This window comes from Hydrogenophaga sp. GW456-12-10-14-TSB4 (genome assembly GCF_059424305.1).
In genome coordinates this window covers 1-18,249 of the sequence record NZ_JBWKZH010000061.1, presented here as the reverse complement: position 1 = coordinate 18,249, position 18,249 = coordinate 1, and the positions used below count along the sequence as shown (strand labels likewise).

The following is an 18,249-nucleotide window of genomic DNA, read 5'->3' as shown; positions in this document are numbered from 1 at the left end:
TGCAGGAGTCGCTCAGCATGCCAATAGTGGGAAAATCCGGGCCATGTACAGCGACATCATCAGCAGCGCCCTCGAGCGGTTTCATCGCTATCTTGGCCAGAATCTGCCCTTTTGTCGGGATCACCGGGCAGCCCGGGTTTCCGCTTTCTGGACCGAGCATTTTAGCGACCGGCGCAACTTCCCCGAAGTGCAGGACTTCATGAGCTTTCGCCGGGGCGACTTCCTGTATGGGATTGGCGACACCAAGCAGTCTTCCACAGAGCAGAAGCAGCGGGAATTCGACGAAATCGTCCGCTCCATCACCATGGTGGCACCGCCTGCCTTCATCGTCGGACTGCGCGAGCCGTACCTGGGGGCCCCGCTGGTTTTCCGCCATGGCGAGAGCTGGCAGAGCGGCAGCTTTGTGCTGAATGCCGGGACCACCTGGCGGGTGCGCGAACTGCTGGCGCAGCATGGCCCGCAGGGCCGTGCGCTGCATGCCTGCGAAATCGGCGCAGGCTGGGGCGCTTGCGCCCTGCAGTTACATCAGGCGACAGACGTTTCCAGCTACACCATCATTGATCTGCCCGAGAACCTGTGTCTTTCGAGCACCTACCTGAGCGCGACGCTGCCGGACAAGGTCGCCCATTTCCTGGCATGCGGGCCCGAGGCCAAGAGCCCGGGCACGGCCCCGGGACTGTACTTCGGGTTGCCTCCGGCCATCGATCACCTGCCGGGCCCCTACGACCTGATGCTCAACACCGTGAGCCTGCAGGAAATGGACCGCGACACGGTGATGACCTATCTCGGCTGGGCCGCGCGCGCGCTGGCGCCTGACGGCGTGCTGGTGTCGTTCAACTCCCACGACAAGGAAGGCGTGCGGCGGCCTTCCGAGTACCTGACGGAGCCCCTGAAACTGCTTCACCTGCAGCCGTTTCGCAAGTTGCCGGCGGGCTTCTTCAACACCATTCCTTACGAGATGGTGTTCAAGCGCGCCGAAGCTGTTGGCCAGAACGTCGCGGCGGGCGTCGATGCGATCGGTGAAATGATCCAGCTCGGGCTCGACACCCAGCTGGCGCCGTACACCGCGGCCTTGCTTTCGGGGGGTGCCACGGTGGAGCTGTCGTACCTGGACCTGGTCCGCCGCTTTTTCTACGCGAAGGACGAAGACGCCCGGAGCCAGGTGGCGGACCAGATGCTGGCTTCCCGACCCGATGCCGTCACCTGGTACCTGGTCGGCAACTGGCAGTTTGCAACGGGGAACCTGGCCGGCGCGCAGTCCAGCCTGGCGCAAAGCCTGGCGTCGGGCCTGGAAGACTTTGCCGCCCTCCGTGCCCTGGTCATGCTGTCCTTGCTGACGACGCCGGACTGGCCCCGCCTTCAAGCCACCTCGGGCGGCCTGTTTGGCGAGATCAAGAAGATCATTGAGGAAAAGAACGTGTCTGCCCTGCAGAACCACATTGCGCGGGTGATGGACTGCCCGGTGGTCACACCGCCTGCGCCCGGCGGCCTCTTGCAGAAGGCCAGGACACGCCTGGCCCGGCTCAAGTAGCGGGTTGGGGCTGCGCCCCGGGTGGCAACACGTCGAACTTGTCGTACAGGCTCTGTTCGATCTTGCCCTCGGGGAAGTAGTAGTTGGTCAGGGCATAGCGCGTGCCTTCGCGGATGGGCATGCCGCGGTGCACAGAGCTCGTGTCGACCAGGATCAGCGTCCCCGCGGTGGCGGTGAACGTCTTCAGCCGATTGGGCTGGGGCGCCACAATGGCGTCCGCTTCCGCTTCCGACAACCGATACTGTTTGTATTGGAGGTTCGCGTTCTTCATGTCGCGCAGCAACCAGGCGCTGCGGTGCGATTCGCTGATCCACTGAAAGGGACCATTGCTGTCTTCCACGTCGGACAGATAGAGGATGGCCTTGACCTGCCGCAGGAAGGCGTCGCGGTGCCATCCCTCGCCCGACCCTTTGTTGCCGACCGACGCGGGCAGGCGCGCCGCCAGCGTGAAGGCGGTGCAGGTGGGTTCGTGGTTGTAGGCCGAAGCCACCGACAACAAGGCTTGGTCCTGCGCAAACTCCTGGATCAGCTCGGAACCGTTGTTGGCACCGTACACGCGGACGTCGGCCTTGGCGTTGCCGTTGACGTACTGCGGATACTGGGTGATTACACGCTCGACCTCATCTCGTGCCGCAGCGCATTGCGCCGCGCTCCAGTAACCGGGAATGGTGCAGATGCCGGAACGCTCCAGCGAGTCCAGCCAGGTTTGCGTTTTCCCCGCAGTTACCACCGGGCGTCGCGCCGTTCCCATCCACGAGCGGAATTCGGCGTAGTCCGCACGGGTTGCCAGGCGGGCCACAACACCCCCGGCGCCCTGCGACGCATGTTTGCGAAGGAGAGAATTCACTCGGGCGAACATTCAACGTCCCTCAGAAATGGAAGCTTGTTTGCGCAGGATGGACACCGTGAACCAGGTCTCGCGCCAGGCGCCGAAATGATCGGTGGGAACGATGTCGTTGCCATGTCCACTGCCTTGCCAGTTGGTGCGGCGCCCGCAGAGGTCGTAACCGCTTTCCAGCACATCGAATGGTCCCACCGACTGGAACAGCGATTCGACACCTTTGTGCGTGTACCGGAAGTAGTCACCAGGTGATTCGTGGTATCGCTGGGCGAACGGGACGATGGTGATCATGAGGCCGCCGGGCTTCAACAGCTTCTCCAGATTGGCGGCGGCGATCCAGGGGCGCTGGAAGTGCTCGAACACGTTGTTGCTGTAGATGACGTCGAACTTGCCAAGAAAGGCCGGATTGCGTTCGAGGTAGTCCGGTGCGCAGGCGTCGCCGGACAGCACCCGCACATCGTCCGCAGGCAACAGGTCCATGCCGAAATACTGGTACTTCGCGCGGAATGCGGCCAGCTGCTCCTGGTAGAACGGCTCGTCAAAAACGAGGTCTTTCCGGATGCCCAGCAGATAGGTCAGCGCGCCATCGCGGGCGCCCACGTCCAGGAAGTTCAATTCCTCGCCGGGGTGCGCAAACACGTACTGCCGCGAGATCTCTTCCTTGACGTAGTCGGTGCGATATCCGGTATCGACCAAGTCGAAGCGCCCCAGCTTTCGCTCACGGTCGGCGATGAATCGGACGCGTGGTTTCAACGCGTCGGTCAGGCGCCTTTGAAGATACGCGAGCTTGGACACAAGAGACATCGATGAGGGCCTTACGCGTCCGCCTTGTGGGCCACCAGGTGGTTGTCCACATAGATGCGTTCGAAGGTGAAGTGGGTTTTCCAGATCCGGAGGAGGAGCCGCATGAGGCGTTCGTGGGCAAACAGCGCGATGCGAAAGCGCCAGCCTTCCTGCGGACCATGTGTCAGCGGCCGGATGTTGACGCGATAGTTGTTGAGCTCACTGTCGACCACCATGCGGATGGCATCGATGCCACCGACGAGCTTTTCCTGCGCATCCACGTGCAGGCCCGCATCCTCCACGAGCCTGGCGAGTCCATTGGGTGTGAACCGGCGGAAGTCGTACGGCAGCTCATGCAACCCCCAGATGAACGGCACGGTGATGCACAGCTTTCCGCCCGGCCTGAGCACGCGCGCCATTTCCGCCATCAATGCCTGAGGGTCCACGGCGTGTTCGAGCACCTCCGTGCAGAGCACCGCGTCGAAGGTGCCGTCTTCGACCGGGATGTGTGTGCCGTCGAAGAAGATGTCCGCGACTTTCTCGTGCTCCTTGCGTCCACTGGATTCCACGTCGATGCCGACGTAGTCGGCATGGGAAAAGAACGGCTTGTAGGGCTGCAGGCCGCAACCGACATCCAGCACCTTGCTGCCTGGCCCGAGCGATTGAGCAAATTGCGTGACACGCTGTTCGATGGCAGTTGTCATGGTGTCACCCAGCTCCTCAGCTTTCGCGCGACCGGGCGCAACAACTGGCGCAGGCCGGGCGAGGGCGTTCGTGGCGTGGCAAATGCGCGCGGAGCCAGGGGATGGGTGCGTGCGATCTCGGCTTCGGGGTCGGCCGCACCGAGCAGTGCCACCGGAAGCTCGTCAGGTGCGTTGACCAGGAACGCCAGCAGGCCGGCGATGTCCTGGTCCAGGCGATTGACACCGGCTGGCAGGCCGTGATGCCGTCCGAGGCGAATGTCGAGATCCTGCAGCCAGCCTCCCTGGCGTGGGCCGGTCCATCCCTTGTCCTTGAACAGCGTCGAGAGATGGTTCTCCAGCAGCAGGACGCTGTGCTGCGACGCGATCTCGGCCTGCACCGCGTCAAACGGCGGGGCCTCGCCCGCAGACGCCAGCGCAGCGAGGATTTGCTCTGGAAACTGCTCGTAGTGCGATATCTCGAAGAAATACGGCGCCTTCCGGAGCCCGGGGGAGAGCACCGACCCGACCGGGGCCATGCCGACCACGGGAATGCCCGTCGCCCAGGCGTAGGCGGCAACCCGGCAACGGCGCTCATCCGGTGCAGAGTGAACAAATGTTCTGGATGAGCGATAGAAATGGGAAATGGTCGGCAGGTCAAACGGAAACGGATAGCGAAAATCCGTTGTCAGCAGCGTGAAGCGCTCCTGTTCCTGGGACGTGAAAAGACGCTCATAGTGAGCCCGGACGTCCCGCATGCTGCCGGGGCCTGCTTCCGGTGGAACCGGACAGATGAACAGCACGCGCAGCGCGTGGCCCCCGTCGTAGAGCCGGCGGATGGCCTGGAAAAACTCGGGGATGCCCTTGAACTCCACGGCCCGTGCCACGAAGAGGACATCCCAGAATTTTTCTCCGTGTCCAGGATGGAAGCAGTCGGGCGAAAAATTGCAGGCGTCCATGGGCACGAGGGGCACGCGTCGGCCATCCCGCTCGCGCAGGTCTTCTTCCCCGGCCATGTGAAAGTCGAACAGATCGTCGTACTGGAGATCGTAGTCATGCCAGTTGTGATGCAGTCCGATGGCGTAGCGCTTCTTGACGCGAACCAGCAGTTCGCGCACGTCGGCGAAGGGATGGACGAGGCGATCACGCTCTTGCGTGGTCAGCGTCAGAACGCCCTTGCTGTCGCCCGTTGCTGGCTTGATCAGGCAGGCCATGTGCTTCCCCTCGTCCAGCGGCTGTCAGAACACAAGCACATGAACCTGGTCCTTGCTGGTGTCGCGAAAAACGTCCACCCGCTTGCAATTCAGGCGGGAAAGAATGAGGCTGTAATAGTCTCGAGACATCTTCCTGCGCAGGTACGGGACCTGCTTGTCTGAGCCGACATCCAGCCAACGCAATTCAATGGAGTCCCGCTCGAAGTCGGGCGGCTCGTAGAAGCGGATGACGACGAGGTCGGAGAGCCGGCGCGCGGCCGCCAGAGAGTCTTCCGGCGCGGCCAGCAACTCGACCACGTGGGAGTAGAGGGCGACGTCGTACTTGCCGCTCACCGCATCGAGCGTGTTGACGTCGTCCTTGATGAACGTCGCCGACGGCAGGGCCTTTCGGCCGGCCTCCAGCAGCACGTCGGAAAAATCAACGCCGGTGTAGTCGCATGGGAACTGCTGTTCGATGAAGTATTCACCCAACTGGGCGTTGCCACAGCCCAGGTCGATCACCTTGGGGCGCGGCGTCTGCTTCGTGTATTGCTTCAGCACGTCGACCAGCAAGGCCTTGGACGAGACGGCCGGATGCCCATACGTCTTCAGGTACTGTGACGCCACCTCGGGCGAGAAGGCGTTCCATGAATCGCTGAGATTGGTCATGGCTTGCGTCGCTTCCAGAAAAATAAGGGTCTCACCAACTGACGAAGTCGGGCCATTCGGACAATGTGTTGCTGTGTGCGGGTTCTGCACTCGCGAAAATGGCCAAACACGTCGGGCCTTGCCGGCAGGAAGGTGCGATCCGCCTCGCGCATCACAGGTCTCCGTTGGAAAAGCGGGTTTCCCATTTGCCAGGAGAGATCAACAAACCCGGGCGCTCCCGGCGATAACCCTTGGATTGGGTGTTGACCGACCATTCCTCGACGTCAAACGCCAGCACGTGCTCCAGACTTTGAAGCAGCACCTCGGGCGTGCCAATGAACGCGGACGCGGAATAGCTGCCGGCCTTGAGCGACATGCCCGGAATGCGATAGATGGCCGTGTAGACGCCGGGCTCGCGCATGGGCAACTCGGCGTCGTCGTCGGTGTCGAAGGAATGCAGCACGTCCACCATGTTTCGGGCGATCGTGACGGTCAACTGCAGACCGGCCGCAGCGCGTCGAACCTTGTAGACGATCTCGATGACGATGTCTTCCGCGAGGTCGAACGAGTTCGTGTTCTGACCGCTCGAATTGCAGATGCGCACGGCAACGATCGAGCTCGGCTTCTTCTCGTCGTCTTCAAACTGCAGGCCGGATGCCTGTTCATTCAAAGTCAGGCGGGCGTATTGCTCGATGACTTGCGGCACCGCACCCTGCGTGACCAGCTTGCCCTTGTGAAGCAGCGCCGCCGTGGTGCAGAGTTCGCTGATGGCGCCCATGTTGTGGCTGACGAACAGGATGGTGCGGCCCTCGTTGGCGACCGATTCCATCTTCCCCATGCACTTCTTCTGGAAGCCCGCATCGCCCACCGCCAGCACTTCATCGACGATCAGGATGTCCGATTCGAGGTGAGCCGCCACGGAAAAGGCCAGGCGAACGTACATCCCCGACGAGTAGCGCTTGACCGGGGTATCCAGAAAGCGCTCCACCTCGGCAAACTCGACGATGGCGTCGAACTTGCGGCGGATCTCGACCTTGCTCATGCCCAGGATGGCGCCGTTGAGAAAGATGTTCTCGCGCCCGGTCAGCTCCGGGTGGAACCCCGTGCCCACTTCGAGCAGGCTGGCCACGCGCCCGTTCAAACGGATGCGGCCCCGGCTGGGTTCCGTGATGCGCGACAGGATCTTGAGCATCGTCGATTTTCCGGCGCCGTTGCGCCCGATGATGCCGATGCGTTCGCCTTGCCGGATGTCCAGCGAGATGTCGTCGAGAGCCCAGAACTCTTCGTGTTCCGGATCTCCCGCGTCGTACCCGCCCAGCGGGTGGCGCACCGCTCGCGCCATGCGCCTGGCGTTGGCGGCGATCACGTCGCGCAGGGCAAGGTATTTGTCAGCCTGCTCGTGCCGGATGACGTACTTCTTGCTGAGGTTCTCGATCGTTATGGCGGAAGTCATGGGTGTCAGATCACGTCGGCAAAGGTCTTCTCGGTTTTTCGGAAGTACATGATGCCGGTCACGAGAAGCAGCGTCATCAGGCCCACTGACACGGCGAACCCGGGCCAGTAAATCTTCGCCTCACCCCCGATGATGGCCCAGCGGAAACCGTCGATCACGGCCACCATGGGGTTCAGGGAGTAGAGCAGGCGCCACCGCTCGGGGACGATGTCGCTGCTGAAACCCACGGGGGACACATAGAGGCCGAACTGAACCACAAACGGCACGATGTAGCGGAAGTCCCGGTACTTGGTGTTGAGCGCGGCAAACCAGAGGCCGGCACCCAGGGCGGTGGCCAGGGCCAGCAGCAGCAGGACCGGCAGCAACAGCATGCGCCACGTCGGCATCACGTCGAACCAGAACATGATGGCCAGCAACAGGCAGAACGTGATGCAGAAGTCCACCAGGCTGACCACGATGGAGCTGGCCGGAACGATCAGCCGCGGGAAGTAGACCTTGGAGATCATCCCTGCGTTGCTGAGCATCGAATTGCTGCTGTCCGACAGCGAGTTGGCGAAGAACTGCCAGGGCAACAGGGCCGAAAAGACCAGCACGGGGTAGGGCACGCCGTTGGAGGGCAGGCCGGCGAGCTTGCCGAACACGATCGTGAAGACGATCATCGTGAGCAGCGGGCGGATGACGCTCCACGCAATGCCGATGACGGTCTGCTTGTAGCGCACCAGGATGTCGCGCCAGGCGAGGAACACCAGCAGTTCGCGAAAAGCCCAGAGATCACGCCAGTAGTGCGCATCCGCACGACCGGCCTCGATGGTCACGGTCTCGGGGGCGCTGCTGGGGGTGGCGGTGGATGCTTGCATGGTCAGGTCGTCGCCGGGTCAAACTGGCTCACCGCGTCGCACACGCGGTGAATCTCGTCTTCCGTGTTCCCCACGGAGATCGGAAGGCTGAGTTCGGTCGCGTGCAGCTGGTCCGCGATCGGATAGTCACCGGCCAGGATGCCCGCCATGGCTTGCTGGCGATGCGGGGCGATGGGGTAGTGGATTTCGGTTTTCACGCCGAGCCGCAGCAGGTGGTCGCGCAAGGCGTCGCGTTGGGCATGGCGAATCCCGTAGATGTGGAAGACGTCGAACTCGTCCGGCGCCTCCGGTGGCTTGGCCAGCCAGTCGGGCAGGTTGTCGAAATAGATCCGGGCCAGCTTGCGCTTGTGCGCTGTCATCTCGTCCAGGTGCCGCAGCTTCACGCGCAGCAGCGCGGCCTGCATTTCGTGCAGGCGGGAGTTGACGCCCACGTACTTGAAGACGTATTTCTTCTCGGAGCCGTAATTGCGCGTCATGCGCAGGCGTTCGGCCAGCGCGTCGTCGTTGGTGACGATGGCGCCCCCTTCGCCCACGGCGCCCAGGTTCTTGGTGGGGTAGAAGCTGAAGCAGCCCGCATCGCCAAAGGTGCCGGTGGTCTGCTGGCCCAGCTTGGCCCCGTGGGATTGCGCGCAATCTTCCACCAGCTTCAGGCCGTGCTCGCGGGCAAAGGCACCGATGGCGTCCATGCGGCAGGTCTTGCCGAACAGGTGCGTGACGCAGATGGCCCGGGTGCTGGCCGTCATGGCGGCGGGCAGGCGTGCCGGGTCCATGTTGAACGTGGCCAGCTCGGGCTCCACCAGCACGGGTTTGTGGCCGGCGCGCAGGATCGCGATGATGGTCGCGATGTAGGTGTTGGAGGCCACCAGGATGTCGCTGCCCGCCGGCAGGTCGAGCGCCTCGATGGACAGGATCAGGGCATCCAGGCCGTTGGCCACGCCGATGCAATGCCGCGCGCCGATGTAGTCGGCGAACTCCTTCTCAAAGGCGCTGACTTCCTGTCCCAGCACGTACCAGCCGCTGCGGATCACGCGGCCGGCCGCGGCCTCCAGGTCTGCCATGAACCCGGCATTGGAGCGCGCGAGGCTTTCGTATTCGATCATGTGAGGCTCACTCATACGGCGTGTCGATGTACTCGCTGCGGTCATAGGGATGGGACGACATGACCAGCAGCACCGAGCCCGGGCCGAAGGTCATGGTGTGCCAGTCCTTGGGCTCCACCAGCAGGCATTGGCTGGGATGCTGCAGCTCCACCGTTTCTTCGGTGACGCCATCGTTCATGTAGATGGACACCGTGCCGCTCAGGGCCACCAGCGCCTGCCGGGTGTAGGTGTGACGATGGCCGCCCCGGGTCTGTCCGTCGGCGCCGTAGATCCAGTAGGTGCGCACCACATGGAACGGCAGCGAGCCCTCCATCACGGAGAGCGACCCGCGCGGGTCCGCGAACGTGGGCAGGTTGAGCGTCGTGAAATGGCTCATGGTGTCATTCGTGGTAGTCCATGGCCTTGTAGCCATGCCGCTTGACCAGCTCGTCACGCTCGGCGGACTTCAGGTCTTCCCGCACCATCTCGGAAACGAGTTCGGCGAAGGTGATCTTGGGCGTCCAGCCCAGTTTTTCCCGGGCTTTGCTGGCATCGCCCAGCAGCGTCTCGACTTCGGTGGGCCGGAAATACCGGGGGTCGACCGCCACCACGCACTTGCCGTCGGCGGTGTAGCCCTTCTCGTCGACGCCCTGGCCTTCCCAGCGGATCGGGAGGTCGAGTTCCTTGGCGGCGGCGTCCACGAAGTCGCGCACCGAGTACTGCACGCCCGTGGCGATGACGAAGTCCTCGGGCTTGTCCTGCTGCAGCATCAGCCACTGCATTTCCACGTAGTCTTTCGCGTGGCCCCAGTCCCGCTTGGCGTCCATGTTGCCGAGGTAGAGGCAGTCCTGCAGGCCGAGCTTGATGCGGGCCAGGGCGCGCGTGATCTTGCGCGTGACGAAGGTCTCGCCGCGGATCGGGCTCTCGTGGTTGAACAGGATGCCGTTGCAGGCGTACATGCCGTAGGCCTCGCGGTAGTTCACCGTGATCCAATAGGCGTAGAGCTTGGCCACCGCGTAGGGGCTGCGGGGGTAGAAGGGCGTGGTTTCCTTCTGCGGGATTTCCTGCACCAGGCCGTACAGCTCGGAGGTGCTGGCCTGGTAGAAGCGGGTCTTCTTTTCCAGGCCCAGGATGCGGATGGCTTCCAGGATGCGCAGGGCACCCAGGGCGTCCGAGTTGGCCGTGTACTCGGGTTCCTCGAAGCTCACGGCCACGTGGCTCTGCGCCGCGAGGTTGTAGATCTCGTCGGGCTGCACCTGCTGGATGATGCGGATCAGGCTGGAGCTGTCGGTCAGGTCGCCGTGGTGCAGGATGAAGCGACGTCCTTCCTCATGCGGATCCTGGTAGAGGTGATCGATGCGGTCGGTGTTGAGCAGCGAGGTGCGCCGCTTGATGCCGTGGACTTCGTAGCCTTTGTCGAGCAGGAGTTCGGCCAGGTAGGCTCCGTCCTGACCCGTGACACCGGTGATGAGGGCAATTTTGGCTTGTGCAGTCATGGTGGGCTCGCGTCTTGTTGTTCAGGCAATGTTTTTCAGAAAGTCTTGGTAGGCCAGTTCGAGCCCTTGCTCGAGCCGCATGCCGGCCTTCCAGCCCAGCGTGTTCAGCCGGGCGCTGTCCATGAGCTTGCGCGGCGTGCCATCGGGCTTGCTGGGATCGAACTGGATCTCACCCTGGTAACCGACCGTCTTGCCGATGGTCGTTGCCAGTTCCCGGATGGTGACGTCATCGCCGCAGCCCACGTTGATGTGGCTCAACATCGGTTGGGTGTGCTGGTCGTAGGTGGCCTTGTCCAGGCCCATCACGTGCACGCTGGCCGCTGCCATGTCGTCCACGTAGAGAAACTCGCGCCGGGGCGACCCGGTGCCCCAGACGGTGAGGCTGGGGGACTGGGCGACCTTGGCTTCGTGGAACCGGCGGATGAGCGCGGGGATCACGTGGGAATTCTCGGGGTGGTAATTATCCCCCGGCCCATACAGGTTGGTCGGCATGACGCTGCGGTAGTCGATGCCGTGGCTGGCGCCGTGCTGGCGGTTGTAGCTCTCGCACAGCTTGATGCCCGCGATCTTGGCGATGGCATAGGGCTCGTTGGTGGGCTCCAGCGTGCCGGTGAGCAAGGCGTCCTCGCGCATGGGCTGGGGCGCGAACTTCGGGTAGATGCAGCTGGAGCCAAGGAAGAGCAGTTTCTTCACGCCGGTGCGGAAGGCCGCTTCGATGATGTTGGCCTGGATCATCAGGTTGTCGTAGATGAAGTCGGCCGGGTAGGTGTTGTTGGCGTGGATGCCGCCCACGCGGGCCGCCGCCAGGTAGACCTGGTCGGGCTTTTCCGCCGCAAAGAAGCCGCGCACGGCGGCCTGGTCGGTCAGGTCCAGCTCCGCGTGGGTGCGGGTGACCAGCTGGCTCTCGGGATGGCCGCCGGCGCGCAGCTGCCGGGCGATGGCCGAGCCCACCATGCCCCGGTGGCCCGCGATGTAGATTTTGGGGTGAGACGACATATCAGTGGGTGCTTTCCGGGCGGGGCAGGTCGGCGTCGGCCAGCCGCTTGCCGCCCTGGTCCTTGGCGGACAGCTGCGGAACCACGTGCGCCGGCCAGTCGATACCGATGTCCGGGTCGTTCCAGGCAATGCAGCGTTCGTGTGCCGGAGCGTAGTAGTCGGTGGTCTTGTAGAGGAAGTCCGCGCTGTCGCTGAGCACCATGAAGCCGTGCGCGAACCCGGGCGGGATCCAGAGCTGGCGGTGGTTGTCCTCGCTCAACTCGGTGCCCACCCATTGGCCGAAGGTGGCGGAGCCCTGGCGGATGTCCACGGCCACGTCGAACACCGCGCCGCGCACCACGCGGACCAGCTTGCCCTGCGGTTGTTCGATCTGGTAGTGCAGCCCGCGCAGCACGCCCTTGCCGCTGCGGCTGTGGTTGTCCTGCACGAAGTCCAGGTCCAGGCCGGTGGCTTCGCGGAAGCCCTGGCGGTTGAAGCTCTCGAAGAAGAAGCCGCGCGCATCGCCGAACACCCGCGGTTCGATCAGCAGCACATCGGGAATCGCGGTGGGGGTGACTTTCATGCGTCGAGCCCCGGGTCGGTCAGCAACCGCAACAGGTACTGCCCGTAGCCGTTCTTGCTCAGCGGTTGCGCCAGGGCTTCCAGTGCCGCGCTGTCGATCCAGCCGTGCCGCCAGGCGATTTCCTCCGGGCAAGCGATCTTCAGACCCTGCCGGTGCTCCAGCGTGGCGATGAACTGGCCGGCCTCGAGCAGGCTGTCGTGCGTGCCGGTGTCCAGCCAGGCATAGCCGCGCTGCATGATCTGCACATCCAGCTGCCCGCGTTCCAGGTAGGCCTGGTTGACCGCCGTGATCTCCAGTTCACCGCGCGCGCTGGGCTTCACCGCGCGGGCGATGTCGACCACCTGCCGGTCGTAGAAGTACAGGCCGGTCACCGCGTAGTTGCTCTTGGGCTGGGCCGGTTTTTCCTCGATGCTGCGGGCCTTGCCCTGGGCGTCGAAGGCCACCACGCCGTAGCGCTGCGGGTCGTTCACGTGGTAGGCGAACACGGTGGCGCCGTCCACCTGCCGGTCGGCATGAGCCAGCAGGTTCGCGAAATCGTGGCCGTAGTAGATGTTGTCGCCCAGCACCAGGGCGCTGGGGCTGTCGCCGACGAAATCGGCGCCGATGATGAAGGCCTGGGCCAGCCCGTCGGGGCTGGGCTGCACCGCGTACTGCAGGTTCATGCCCCAGGCGCTGCCGTCGCCCAGCAACTGCTGGAAGCGCGGCGTGTCCTGCGGGGTGCTGATCACCAGCACGTCGCGGATGCCGGCCAGCATCAGCGTCGTCAGCGGGTAGTAGATCATCGGCTTGTCGTACACCGGCAGCAATTGTTTGCTGATCGCCAGGGTGGCCGGGTGCAGGCGGGTGCCCGAGCCGCCTGCGAGGATGATGCCTTTGCGTTGCGTCATGTGGTTGTGCCCGTGGATCAAAGGATTTCGGCGAGCATACGCCGCACGCCCGACTGCCAGTGGGGCAGGGTCAGGCCGAAGCGCTCGCGCAGGCGGGCGGTGTCGAGGCGCGAATTCAGCGGGCGCCGGGCGGCGGTGGGGAAGGCGCCGGACGGCACCGGCGCCACCTCTTGCGCCTTGAGGGCGAGCCCGGGTTTCAGGGCCCGCGCGGTGTCGAGCACGAAGCGGGCATAACCATGCCAGCTGGTTTCGCCTGCCGCGCTCAAGTGGTAGGTGCCGGTACAGGCCGGCTCCCGAAGCACCTGCCGGACGGCGTGGGCCGTGACGTCGGCGATCAGCTCGGCGCCGGTCGGTGCGCCCCATTGGTCATCGATCACCGTGAGGTGCTCGCGCTCCTGGGCCAGGCGCAGCATGGTGCGGGCAAAGTTGCCGCCGCGCGCGGCGTAGACCCAGCTGGTGCGCAGGATCAGGTGCCGGGCACCGCTGGCGCGGATCAGGTCTTCGCCATCGCGCTTGGTGGTGCCGTACACGCTCAGCGGCGCGGTGGCGGCGTCTTCGCGCCAGGGCGCATCGCCGCTGCCGTCGAACACGTAGTCGGTGGAATAGTGCACCAGCAGGGCCCCCACGGCGTGCGCCGCCGCGGCCAGCGCGCCCGGCGCCAGGGTGTTGACCGTGCGCGCCAGTTCGGGTTCGCTCTCGGCGCGGTCCACGGCCGTGTGGGCCGCCGCGTTGACGATCACGTCGGGGCGCAGCCGTTGCACGGTTTCACGCAGGCTTTCGGGGTCGGCCAGGTCGCCCGGGCCGCCCTCGGCCGGGGTGCTGTGCCGATCGAGCGCGACGAGTTCGCCCAGCGGCGCGAGACTGCGTTGCAGTTCCCAGCCGATCTGTCCGTTCTTGCCGAGCAGCAGGATCTTCATGCGGTGGCAGGCGCCCCGTACTGGGCTTGCACCCACTGCCGGTATGTGCCGCTCTGCACATGGGCCACCCAGTCGGGGTGGTCCAGGTACCACTGCACCGTCTTGCGGATGCCGGTCTCGAAGGTTTCTGCCGGCTTCCAGCCGAGTTCGGCCTCCAGCTTGCGCGCGTCGATGGCGTAGCGGCGGTCGTGTCCGGGGCGGTCCTTGACGTGGGTGATCTGCGTCTTGTACGACGCCCCGTCGGTGCGCGGGCGCAGTTCGTCGAGCAGCGCGCAGACGGTGTGCACGATCTCGATGTTGGGCTTCTCGTTCCAGCCGCCCACGTTGTAGGTTTCGCCCAGCGCGCCGGCTTCCAGCACGCGGCGGATCGCGCTGCAGTGGTCCTTCACGTACAGCCAGTCGCGCACCTGCAGCCCGTCGCCATACACCGGCAGGGGCTTGCCCGCCAGCGCGTTGACGATCATGAGCGGGATCAGTTTCTCGGGGAAATGGTAGGGCCCGTAGTTGTTGCTGCAGTTCGTGGTCAGCACCGGCAGGCCGTGGGTGTGGTGCCAGGCGCGCACCAAGTGGTCGCTCGCGGCCTTGCTGGCCGAGTAGGGGCTGTTGGGTTCGTAGGTGTGGGTTTCGGTGAAGGCCGGCGCACCGGGCGCCAGGCTGCCGTACACCTCGTCGGTGCTCACGTGCAGGAAGCGGAAGGCCGCCTTGTCCGCGTCGGGCAGGGCGCTCCAATGGGCGCGCACCGCTTCGAGCAGGCGGAAGGTGCCCACGACATTGGTCTGGATGAAGTCTTCCGCGCCGTGAATGGAGCGGTCCACATGGCTCTCGGCCGCGAAGTGCACCACCGCGCGCGGCCGGTGTTCGGCGAGCAGGCGGGCCAGCAGGACCGGGTCGCCGATGTCACCCTGCACGAACACGTGGCGAGCGTCGCCCTGCAGGCTGGCCAGGGTTTCCAGGTTGCCGGCGTAGGTGAGCTTGTCGAGGTTGAGGACCGGCTCGTCGTGGAGCGCCAGCCAGTCGAGCACGAAGTTGGCGCCGATGAAGCCGGCGCCACCAGTGACCAGAATCATCGGTTTTTCCCTTGCGTGTTGGTCTTCAGACGCCTGCCTAGGCGCCTGGCCAACGGTATTATCTTCGGTCTCCCGGGGCTCCCGGGAGACCGCTGTGTTCCATTAGTGACCGTGTGAAACGGTCTCGCCCGCCTTCAGGCGGTACACCGTGCCGCAGTACGGGCACTTCGCTTCACCGGTGACGGCCACGTCCAGGTAGACCTTGGGGTGGCTGTTCCACAGCTTCATGTCGGCCAGCGGGCTGGGGCAGAACACGCCGCCATGGGCGTTGAGGTCGGAGGCCTTGAGTTCAACGGCTGCTTTGCTCATGGCGTGCTCCTCAGACCTTGGCCAGCCAGTGGGCGTACTTGGGGTTGCGGCCGTTGACGATGTCGAAGAACGCGCTCTGGATCTTCTCGGTGATCGGGCCGCGGCTGCCCACGTAGTCGCCCTTGCCCAGCTCGATGCGGTCGAGTTCGCGGATCGGGGTCACTTCGGCCGCCGTGCCGGTGAAGAAGGCCTCGTCGGCGATGTAGACCTCGTCGCGGGTGATGCGCTTCTGCACGATCTCCAGGCCCAGGTCCTTGGCGATGTGGAACACGGTGTTGCGGGTGATGCCGTTGAGCGCGCCCGCCGAGAGGTCGGGGGTGTAGATCACGCCGTTCTTGACCACGAAGATGTTCTCGCCCGCGCCTTCGCTCACGAAGCCGCTGGAGTCCAGCAGCAGGGCCTCATCGTAGCCGTCGTCGGTGGCTTCCATGTTGGCCAGGATGCTGTTGCTGTAGTTGCTCACCGCCTTGGCCTGCGTCATGGTGATGTTGACGTGGTGGCGGGTGTAGCTGCTGGTCTTCACGCGGATGCCGCGCTTGAGACCCTCCTCGCCCAGGTAGGCGCCCCAGGCCCAGGCCGCGACCATCAAGTGGATGGTGTTGCCCTTGGGGGAGACGCCCAGCTTCTTGTCGCCGATCCAGGTCAGCGGGCGCAGGTAGCAGCTCTCGAGCTTGTTTTCGCGCACCACGGCCTTCTGGGCCTCGTTCACCTCGTCCTGCGTGAACGGGATCTTCATGCGCAGGATCTTGGCGCTGTTGAACAGGCGCTCGGTGTGCTCCTCGAGCCGGAAGATCGCGGTGCCGCCCTGGGTGTTGTAGGCGCGCACGCCCTCGAAGGCGCCGCAGCCGTAGTGCAGGGTGTGGGTCAGCACGTGGATCTTGGCGTCGCGCCAGTCCACCATCTGGCCGTCCATCCAGATCTTGCCGTCGCGGTCGGACATCGAGGGAACGATGGGGCTCATGTGGGGGTCCTTGGGTTGTTCGTGGGGCAGTCCGGCTGCCAAACCCATGATTTTACGGTGTCGGGCTGCCACCCTCCGGTGCCGCCGGCTGGGCTTCGGCGGGTGCCGCCGGGGCCTCGTCCGTGGCGGGGCGGTGCAGCTTCCAGCCCTGCAGCTTGCCGTTCAGGAACTCCGCCGTCACCGTCGAGTCGCCGTTGTCGCGCCAGCGGTAGACCTCGGGCTGAATACTTTCTTCGGATAGCCGCTCGCCCAGCGAGCGGGTCATGGCCATCACGTGCATCAGGGTGACGCCGGGCTTGAGCTTGGCGTTGAGCATCACGGCACTGTCCACATAGCCGATGGGGCGGTCGGACGCGCGCTTGAGCACCGTCATGAGGCGGGTGAAGTGCAGCAGGAGCCACATCGTCAGGCCGCCGCCGACGGCGGCCACGCCGGGCCAGCCGTAGGTACGGTGGGCGAGATAGAGCAGGCCGAGGCCGGCCGCGAGGTAGAGCAGTTTCTGGAATCGCATGGGGGGATTGTCGTTGCTGGCCCGGGCGGGTCGCCTGCGGCAAGTACGAATGGCCCGGCTCAGGCCAGGCTGCGCGCCAGTTCCATGGCTTCCTCGATGCGGTCCACACCGTGCACCGTCAGGCCCTCGAAAGCCTTGTCGTTCTTGCGCGGCAGGTTGGCCTTGGGCACCACGGCGACGCTGAAACCCAGCTTGGCGGCTTCCTTGAGCCGGTCCTGGCCGCGCGGCGCCGGGCGAACTTCGCCCGCCAGGCCGACCTCGCCGAAGGCCAGGAAACCCTTGGGCAGGGGCTTGCCGCGCAGGCTGGAGGTGATGGACAGCATCACCGCCAGGTCGGCCGCCGGTTCGTTGATGCGCACGCCGCCGACCGCGTTGACGAACACGTCCTGGTCCATGCAGGCCACGCCCGCGTGGCGGTGCAGCACCGCCAGCAGCATGGCCAGGCGGTCGCGGTCCAGGCCGACCGAGAGGCGCCGGGGGCTGGGGCCGCCACTGTCCACCAGCGCCTGGATCTCCACCAGCATGGGCCGCGTGCCCTCCAGTGTCACCATCACGCAGCTGCCGGGCACCGGCTCCGAATGCTGCGAGAGAAAGATCGCACTGGGGTTGCTCACGCCCTTGAGGCCTTTCTCCGTCATCGCGAACACGCCGATCTCGTTCACCGCGCCAAAGCGGTTCTTGATCGCGCGGATCAGGCGGAAGCTGCTGTGGGTGTCGCCCTCGAAGTACAGCACCGTGTCCACCATGTGTTCCAGCACGCGCGGGCCGGCCAGGGCGCCTTCCTTGGTGACGTGGCCCACCAACACGATGGCCGTGCCGCTGGCCTTGGCCGCGCGCGTGAGGTGGGCCGCGCACTCGCGCACCTGCGCCACCGAGCCCGGGGCTGAGGTGAGCTGCTCGGAGTACACGGTCTGGATCGAGTCAATCACCGCGATCGCCGGCCGCGTGCTCTCCAGCGTGGCCAGGATCTTCTCGAGCTGGATCTCGGCCAGCACGCTCACCTGCGAGCCGTCCAGCCCGAGCCGGCGCGACCGCAGGGCCACCTGGGCGCCGCTTTCCTCGCCCGTCACGTAGAGCGTCTTCTGCCCGCTGCGCTGCAGCGAGTCCAGCGCCTGCAGCAGCAGCGTGGACTTGCCGATGCCCGGGTCGCCGCCGATCAGCACCACGCCGCCTTCCACGACGCCGCCGCCCAGCACGCGGTCGAGCTCGTCGTGGCCGGTGGGCGTGCGCTGCACGTCGGTGGCCTCGATGTCGGCCAAGGTGGTCACTTCGGCCGTCTTCGCCAGCGCGGCAAAACGGTTTTTGGCGGGCGCGGTCGATTCCGCCACCGATTCGACCAGGGTGTTCCAGGCGTTGCAGTGCGGGCATTTGCCCAGCCATTTGGGGCTGGCGCCACCGCACTCGCTGCAGATGTATTGGGTTTTTTCTTTGGCCATGCTGCCGGGCAATATAGTCGAGACCCCATGCCTGCCCCCCAC

The 18,249-nt window shown here is 65.0% G+C and carries 20 protein-coding genes; 1 reads left to right on the top strand and 19 read right to left on the bottom strand.

What is annotated here, in order from left to right; translation table 11 throughout:
- Window positions 1-43: 43 nt before the first annotated feature.
- On the top strand, window positions 44-1,531 hold the full coding sequence (locus tag AC07ZS_RS23480; RefSeq protein WP_494800942.1) for a putative sugar O-methyltransferase: 1,488 nt from the start codon (window positions 44-46) through the stop codon (window positions 1,529-1,531).
- Here the strand turns inward: AC07ZS_RS23480 and AC07ZS_RS23475 are convergent.
- The 19 genes from AC07ZS_RS23475 to radA all read right to left on the bottom strand — a co-directional run bounded on the left by AC07ZS_RS23475 (window position 1,524) and on the right by radA (window position 18,207).
- The gene (locus AC07ZS_RS23475) at window positions 1,524-2,390 is read right to left on the bottom strand and encodes a phytanoyl-CoA dioxygenase family protein (protein ID WP_494800941.1); all 867 of its coding nucleotides are present in this window, start codon (window positions 2,388-2,390) and stop codon (window positions 1,524-1,526) included. The two genes, AC07ZS_RS23480 and AC07ZS_RS23475, sit on opposite strands and share 8 nt — an antisense overlap.
- Window positions 2,391-3,176 (bottom strand): class I SAM-dependent methyltransferase, encoded by a 786-nt coding sequence (locus AC07ZS_RS23470; RefSeq protein WP_494800940.1) that lies wholly within the window; start codon window positions 3,174-3,176, stop codon window positions 2,391-2,393.
- An 11-nt stretch (window positions 3,177-3,187) separates the two neighbouring features.
- Window positions 3,188-3,859 carry a class I SAM-dependent methyltransferase gene (locus tag AC07ZS_RS23465; protein WP_494800939.1) on the bottom strand — a complete coding sequence of 224 codons (672 nt, stop codon included), beginning with the start codon at window positions 3,857-3,859 and terminating at the stop codon, window positions 3,188-3,190.
- Complete coding sequence (locus AC07ZS_RS23460; protein WP_494800938.1) at window positions 3,856-5,049, bottom strand: glycosyltransferase; 1,194 nt, start codon at window positions 5,047-5,049, stop codon at window positions 3,856-3,858. Before AC07ZS_RS23460 ends, AC07ZS_RS23465 begins: the two co-directional genes overlap by 4 nt.
- A gap of 24 nt (window positions 5,050-5,073) precedes the next feature.
- The gene (locus AC07ZS_RS23455) at window positions 5,074-5,697 is read right to left on the bottom strand and encodes a class I SAM-dependent methyltransferase (protein WP_494800937.1); all 624 of its coding nucleotides are present in this window, start codon (window positions 5,695-5,697) and stop codon (window positions 5,074-5,076) included.
- Window positions 5,698-5,848: 151 nt separating this feature from the next.
- Window positions 5,849-7,129, bottom strand: coding sequence for an ABC transporter ATP-binding protein (locus AC07ZS_RS23450; RefSeq protein ID WP_494800936.1), 1,281 nt, complete (start codon window positions 7,127-7,129; stop codon window positions 5,849-5,851).
- Window positions 7,130-7,134: 5 nt separating this feature from the next.
- Window positions 7,135-7,986: an ABC transporter permease gene (locus AC07ZS_RS23445; RefSeq protein ID WP_494800935.1), complete on the bottom strand. Its 852-nt coding sequence runs from the start codon at window positions 7,984-7,986 to the stop codon at window positions 7,135-7,137.
- A 2-nt stretch (window positions 7,987-7,988) separates the two neighbouring features.
- Complete coding sequence (locus AC07ZS_RS23440; protein WP_494800934.1) at window positions 7,989-9,086, bottom strand: DegT/DnrJ/EryC1/StrS family aminotransferase; 1,098 nt, start codon at window positions 9,084-9,086, stop codon at window positions 7,989-7,991.
- Between the two features lie 7 nt (window positions 9,087-9,093).
- On the bottom strand, window positions 9,094-9,462 hold the full coding sequence (locus AC07ZS_RS23435) for a sugar 3,4-ketoisomerase (protein ID WP_494800933.1): 369 nt from the start codon (window positions 9,460-9,462) through the stop codon (window positions 9,094-9,096).
- A 4-nt stretch (window positions 9,463-9,466) separates the two neighbouring features.
- On the bottom strand, window positions 9,467-10,561 hold the full coding sequence (gene gmd, locus AC07ZS_RS23430; protein ID WP_494800932.1) for a GDP-mannose 4,6-dehydratase: 1,095 nt from the start codon (window positions 10,559-10,561) through the stop codon (window positions 9,467-9,469).
- A 21-nt stretch (window positions 10,562-10,582) separates the two neighbouring features.
- A complete protein-coding gene (gene fcl / locus AC07ZS_RS23425; RefSeq protein WP_494800931.1) occupies window positions 10,583-11,557 on the bottom strand; it encodes a GDP-L-fucose synthase in 975 nt (324 codons plus the stop codon).
- Window position 11,558: 1 nt separating this feature from the next.
- Complete coding sequence (gene rfbC / locus AC07ZS_RS23420) at window positions 11,559-12,119, bottom strand: dTDP-4-dehydrorhamnose 3,5-epimerase (RefSeq protein ID WP_494800930.1); 561 nt, start codon at window positions 12,117-12,119, stop codon at window positions 11,559-11,561.
- Window positions 12,116-13,006 (bottom strand): glucose-1-phosphate thymidylyltransferase RfbA, encoded by an 891-nt coding sequence (gene rfbA / locus AC07ZS_RS23415; protein ID WP_494800929.1) that lies wholly within the window; start codon window positions 13,004-13,006, stop codon window positions 12,116-12,118. Before rfbA ends, rfbC begins: the two co-directional genes overlap by 4 nt.
- Window positions 13,007-13,023: 17 nt before the next feature.
- Window positions 13,024-13,923, bottom strand: a complete 900-nt coding sequence (gene rfbD / locus AC07ZS_RS23410; RefSeq protein ID WP_494800928.1) for a dTDP-4-dehydrorhamnose reductase — start codon at window positions 13,921-13,923, stop codon at window positions 13,024-13,026.
- Entirely contained in the window at window positions 13,920-14,990 is a 1,071-nt protein-coding gene (rfbB, locus tag AC07ZS_RS23405) for a dTDP-glucose 4,6-dehydratase (protein ID WP_494800927.1), read from the bottom strand. The genes rfbD and rfbB overlap by 4 nt, the downstream gene beginning before the upstream one ends.
- Window positions 14,991-15,092: 102 nt before the next feature.
- The gene (locus AC07ZS_RS23400; protein WP_382322817.1) at window positions 15,093-15,299 is read right to left on the bottom strand and encodes a zinc-finger domain-containing protein; all 207 of its coding nucleotides are present in this window, start codon (window positions 15,297-15,299) and stop codon (window positions 15,093-15,095) included.
- Window positions 15,300-15,309: 10 nt separating this feature from the next.
- Entirely contained in the window at window positions 15,310-16,260 is a 951-nt protein-coding gene (locus tag AC07ZS_RS23395) for a branched-chain amino acid transaminase (protein WP_494800926.1), read from the bottom strand.
- 52 nt (window positions 16,261-16,312) lie between these two features.
- Entirely contained in the window at window positions 16,313-16,771 is a 459-nt protein-coding gene (locus tag AC07ZS_RS23390; RefSeq protein ID WP_494800925.1) for a glycerate kinase, read from the bottom strand.
- A gap of 59 nt (window positions 16,772-16,830) precedes the next feature.
- Window positions 16,831-18,207 carry a DNA repair protein RadA gene (gene radA / locus AC07ZS_RS23385; protein ID WP_494800924.1) on the bottom strand — a complete coding sequence of 459 codons (1,377 nt, stop codon included), beginning with the start codon at window positions 18,205-18,207 and terminating at the stop codon, window positions 16,831-16,833.
- Between the last annotated feature and the right edge of the window lie 42 nt (window positions 18,208-18,249).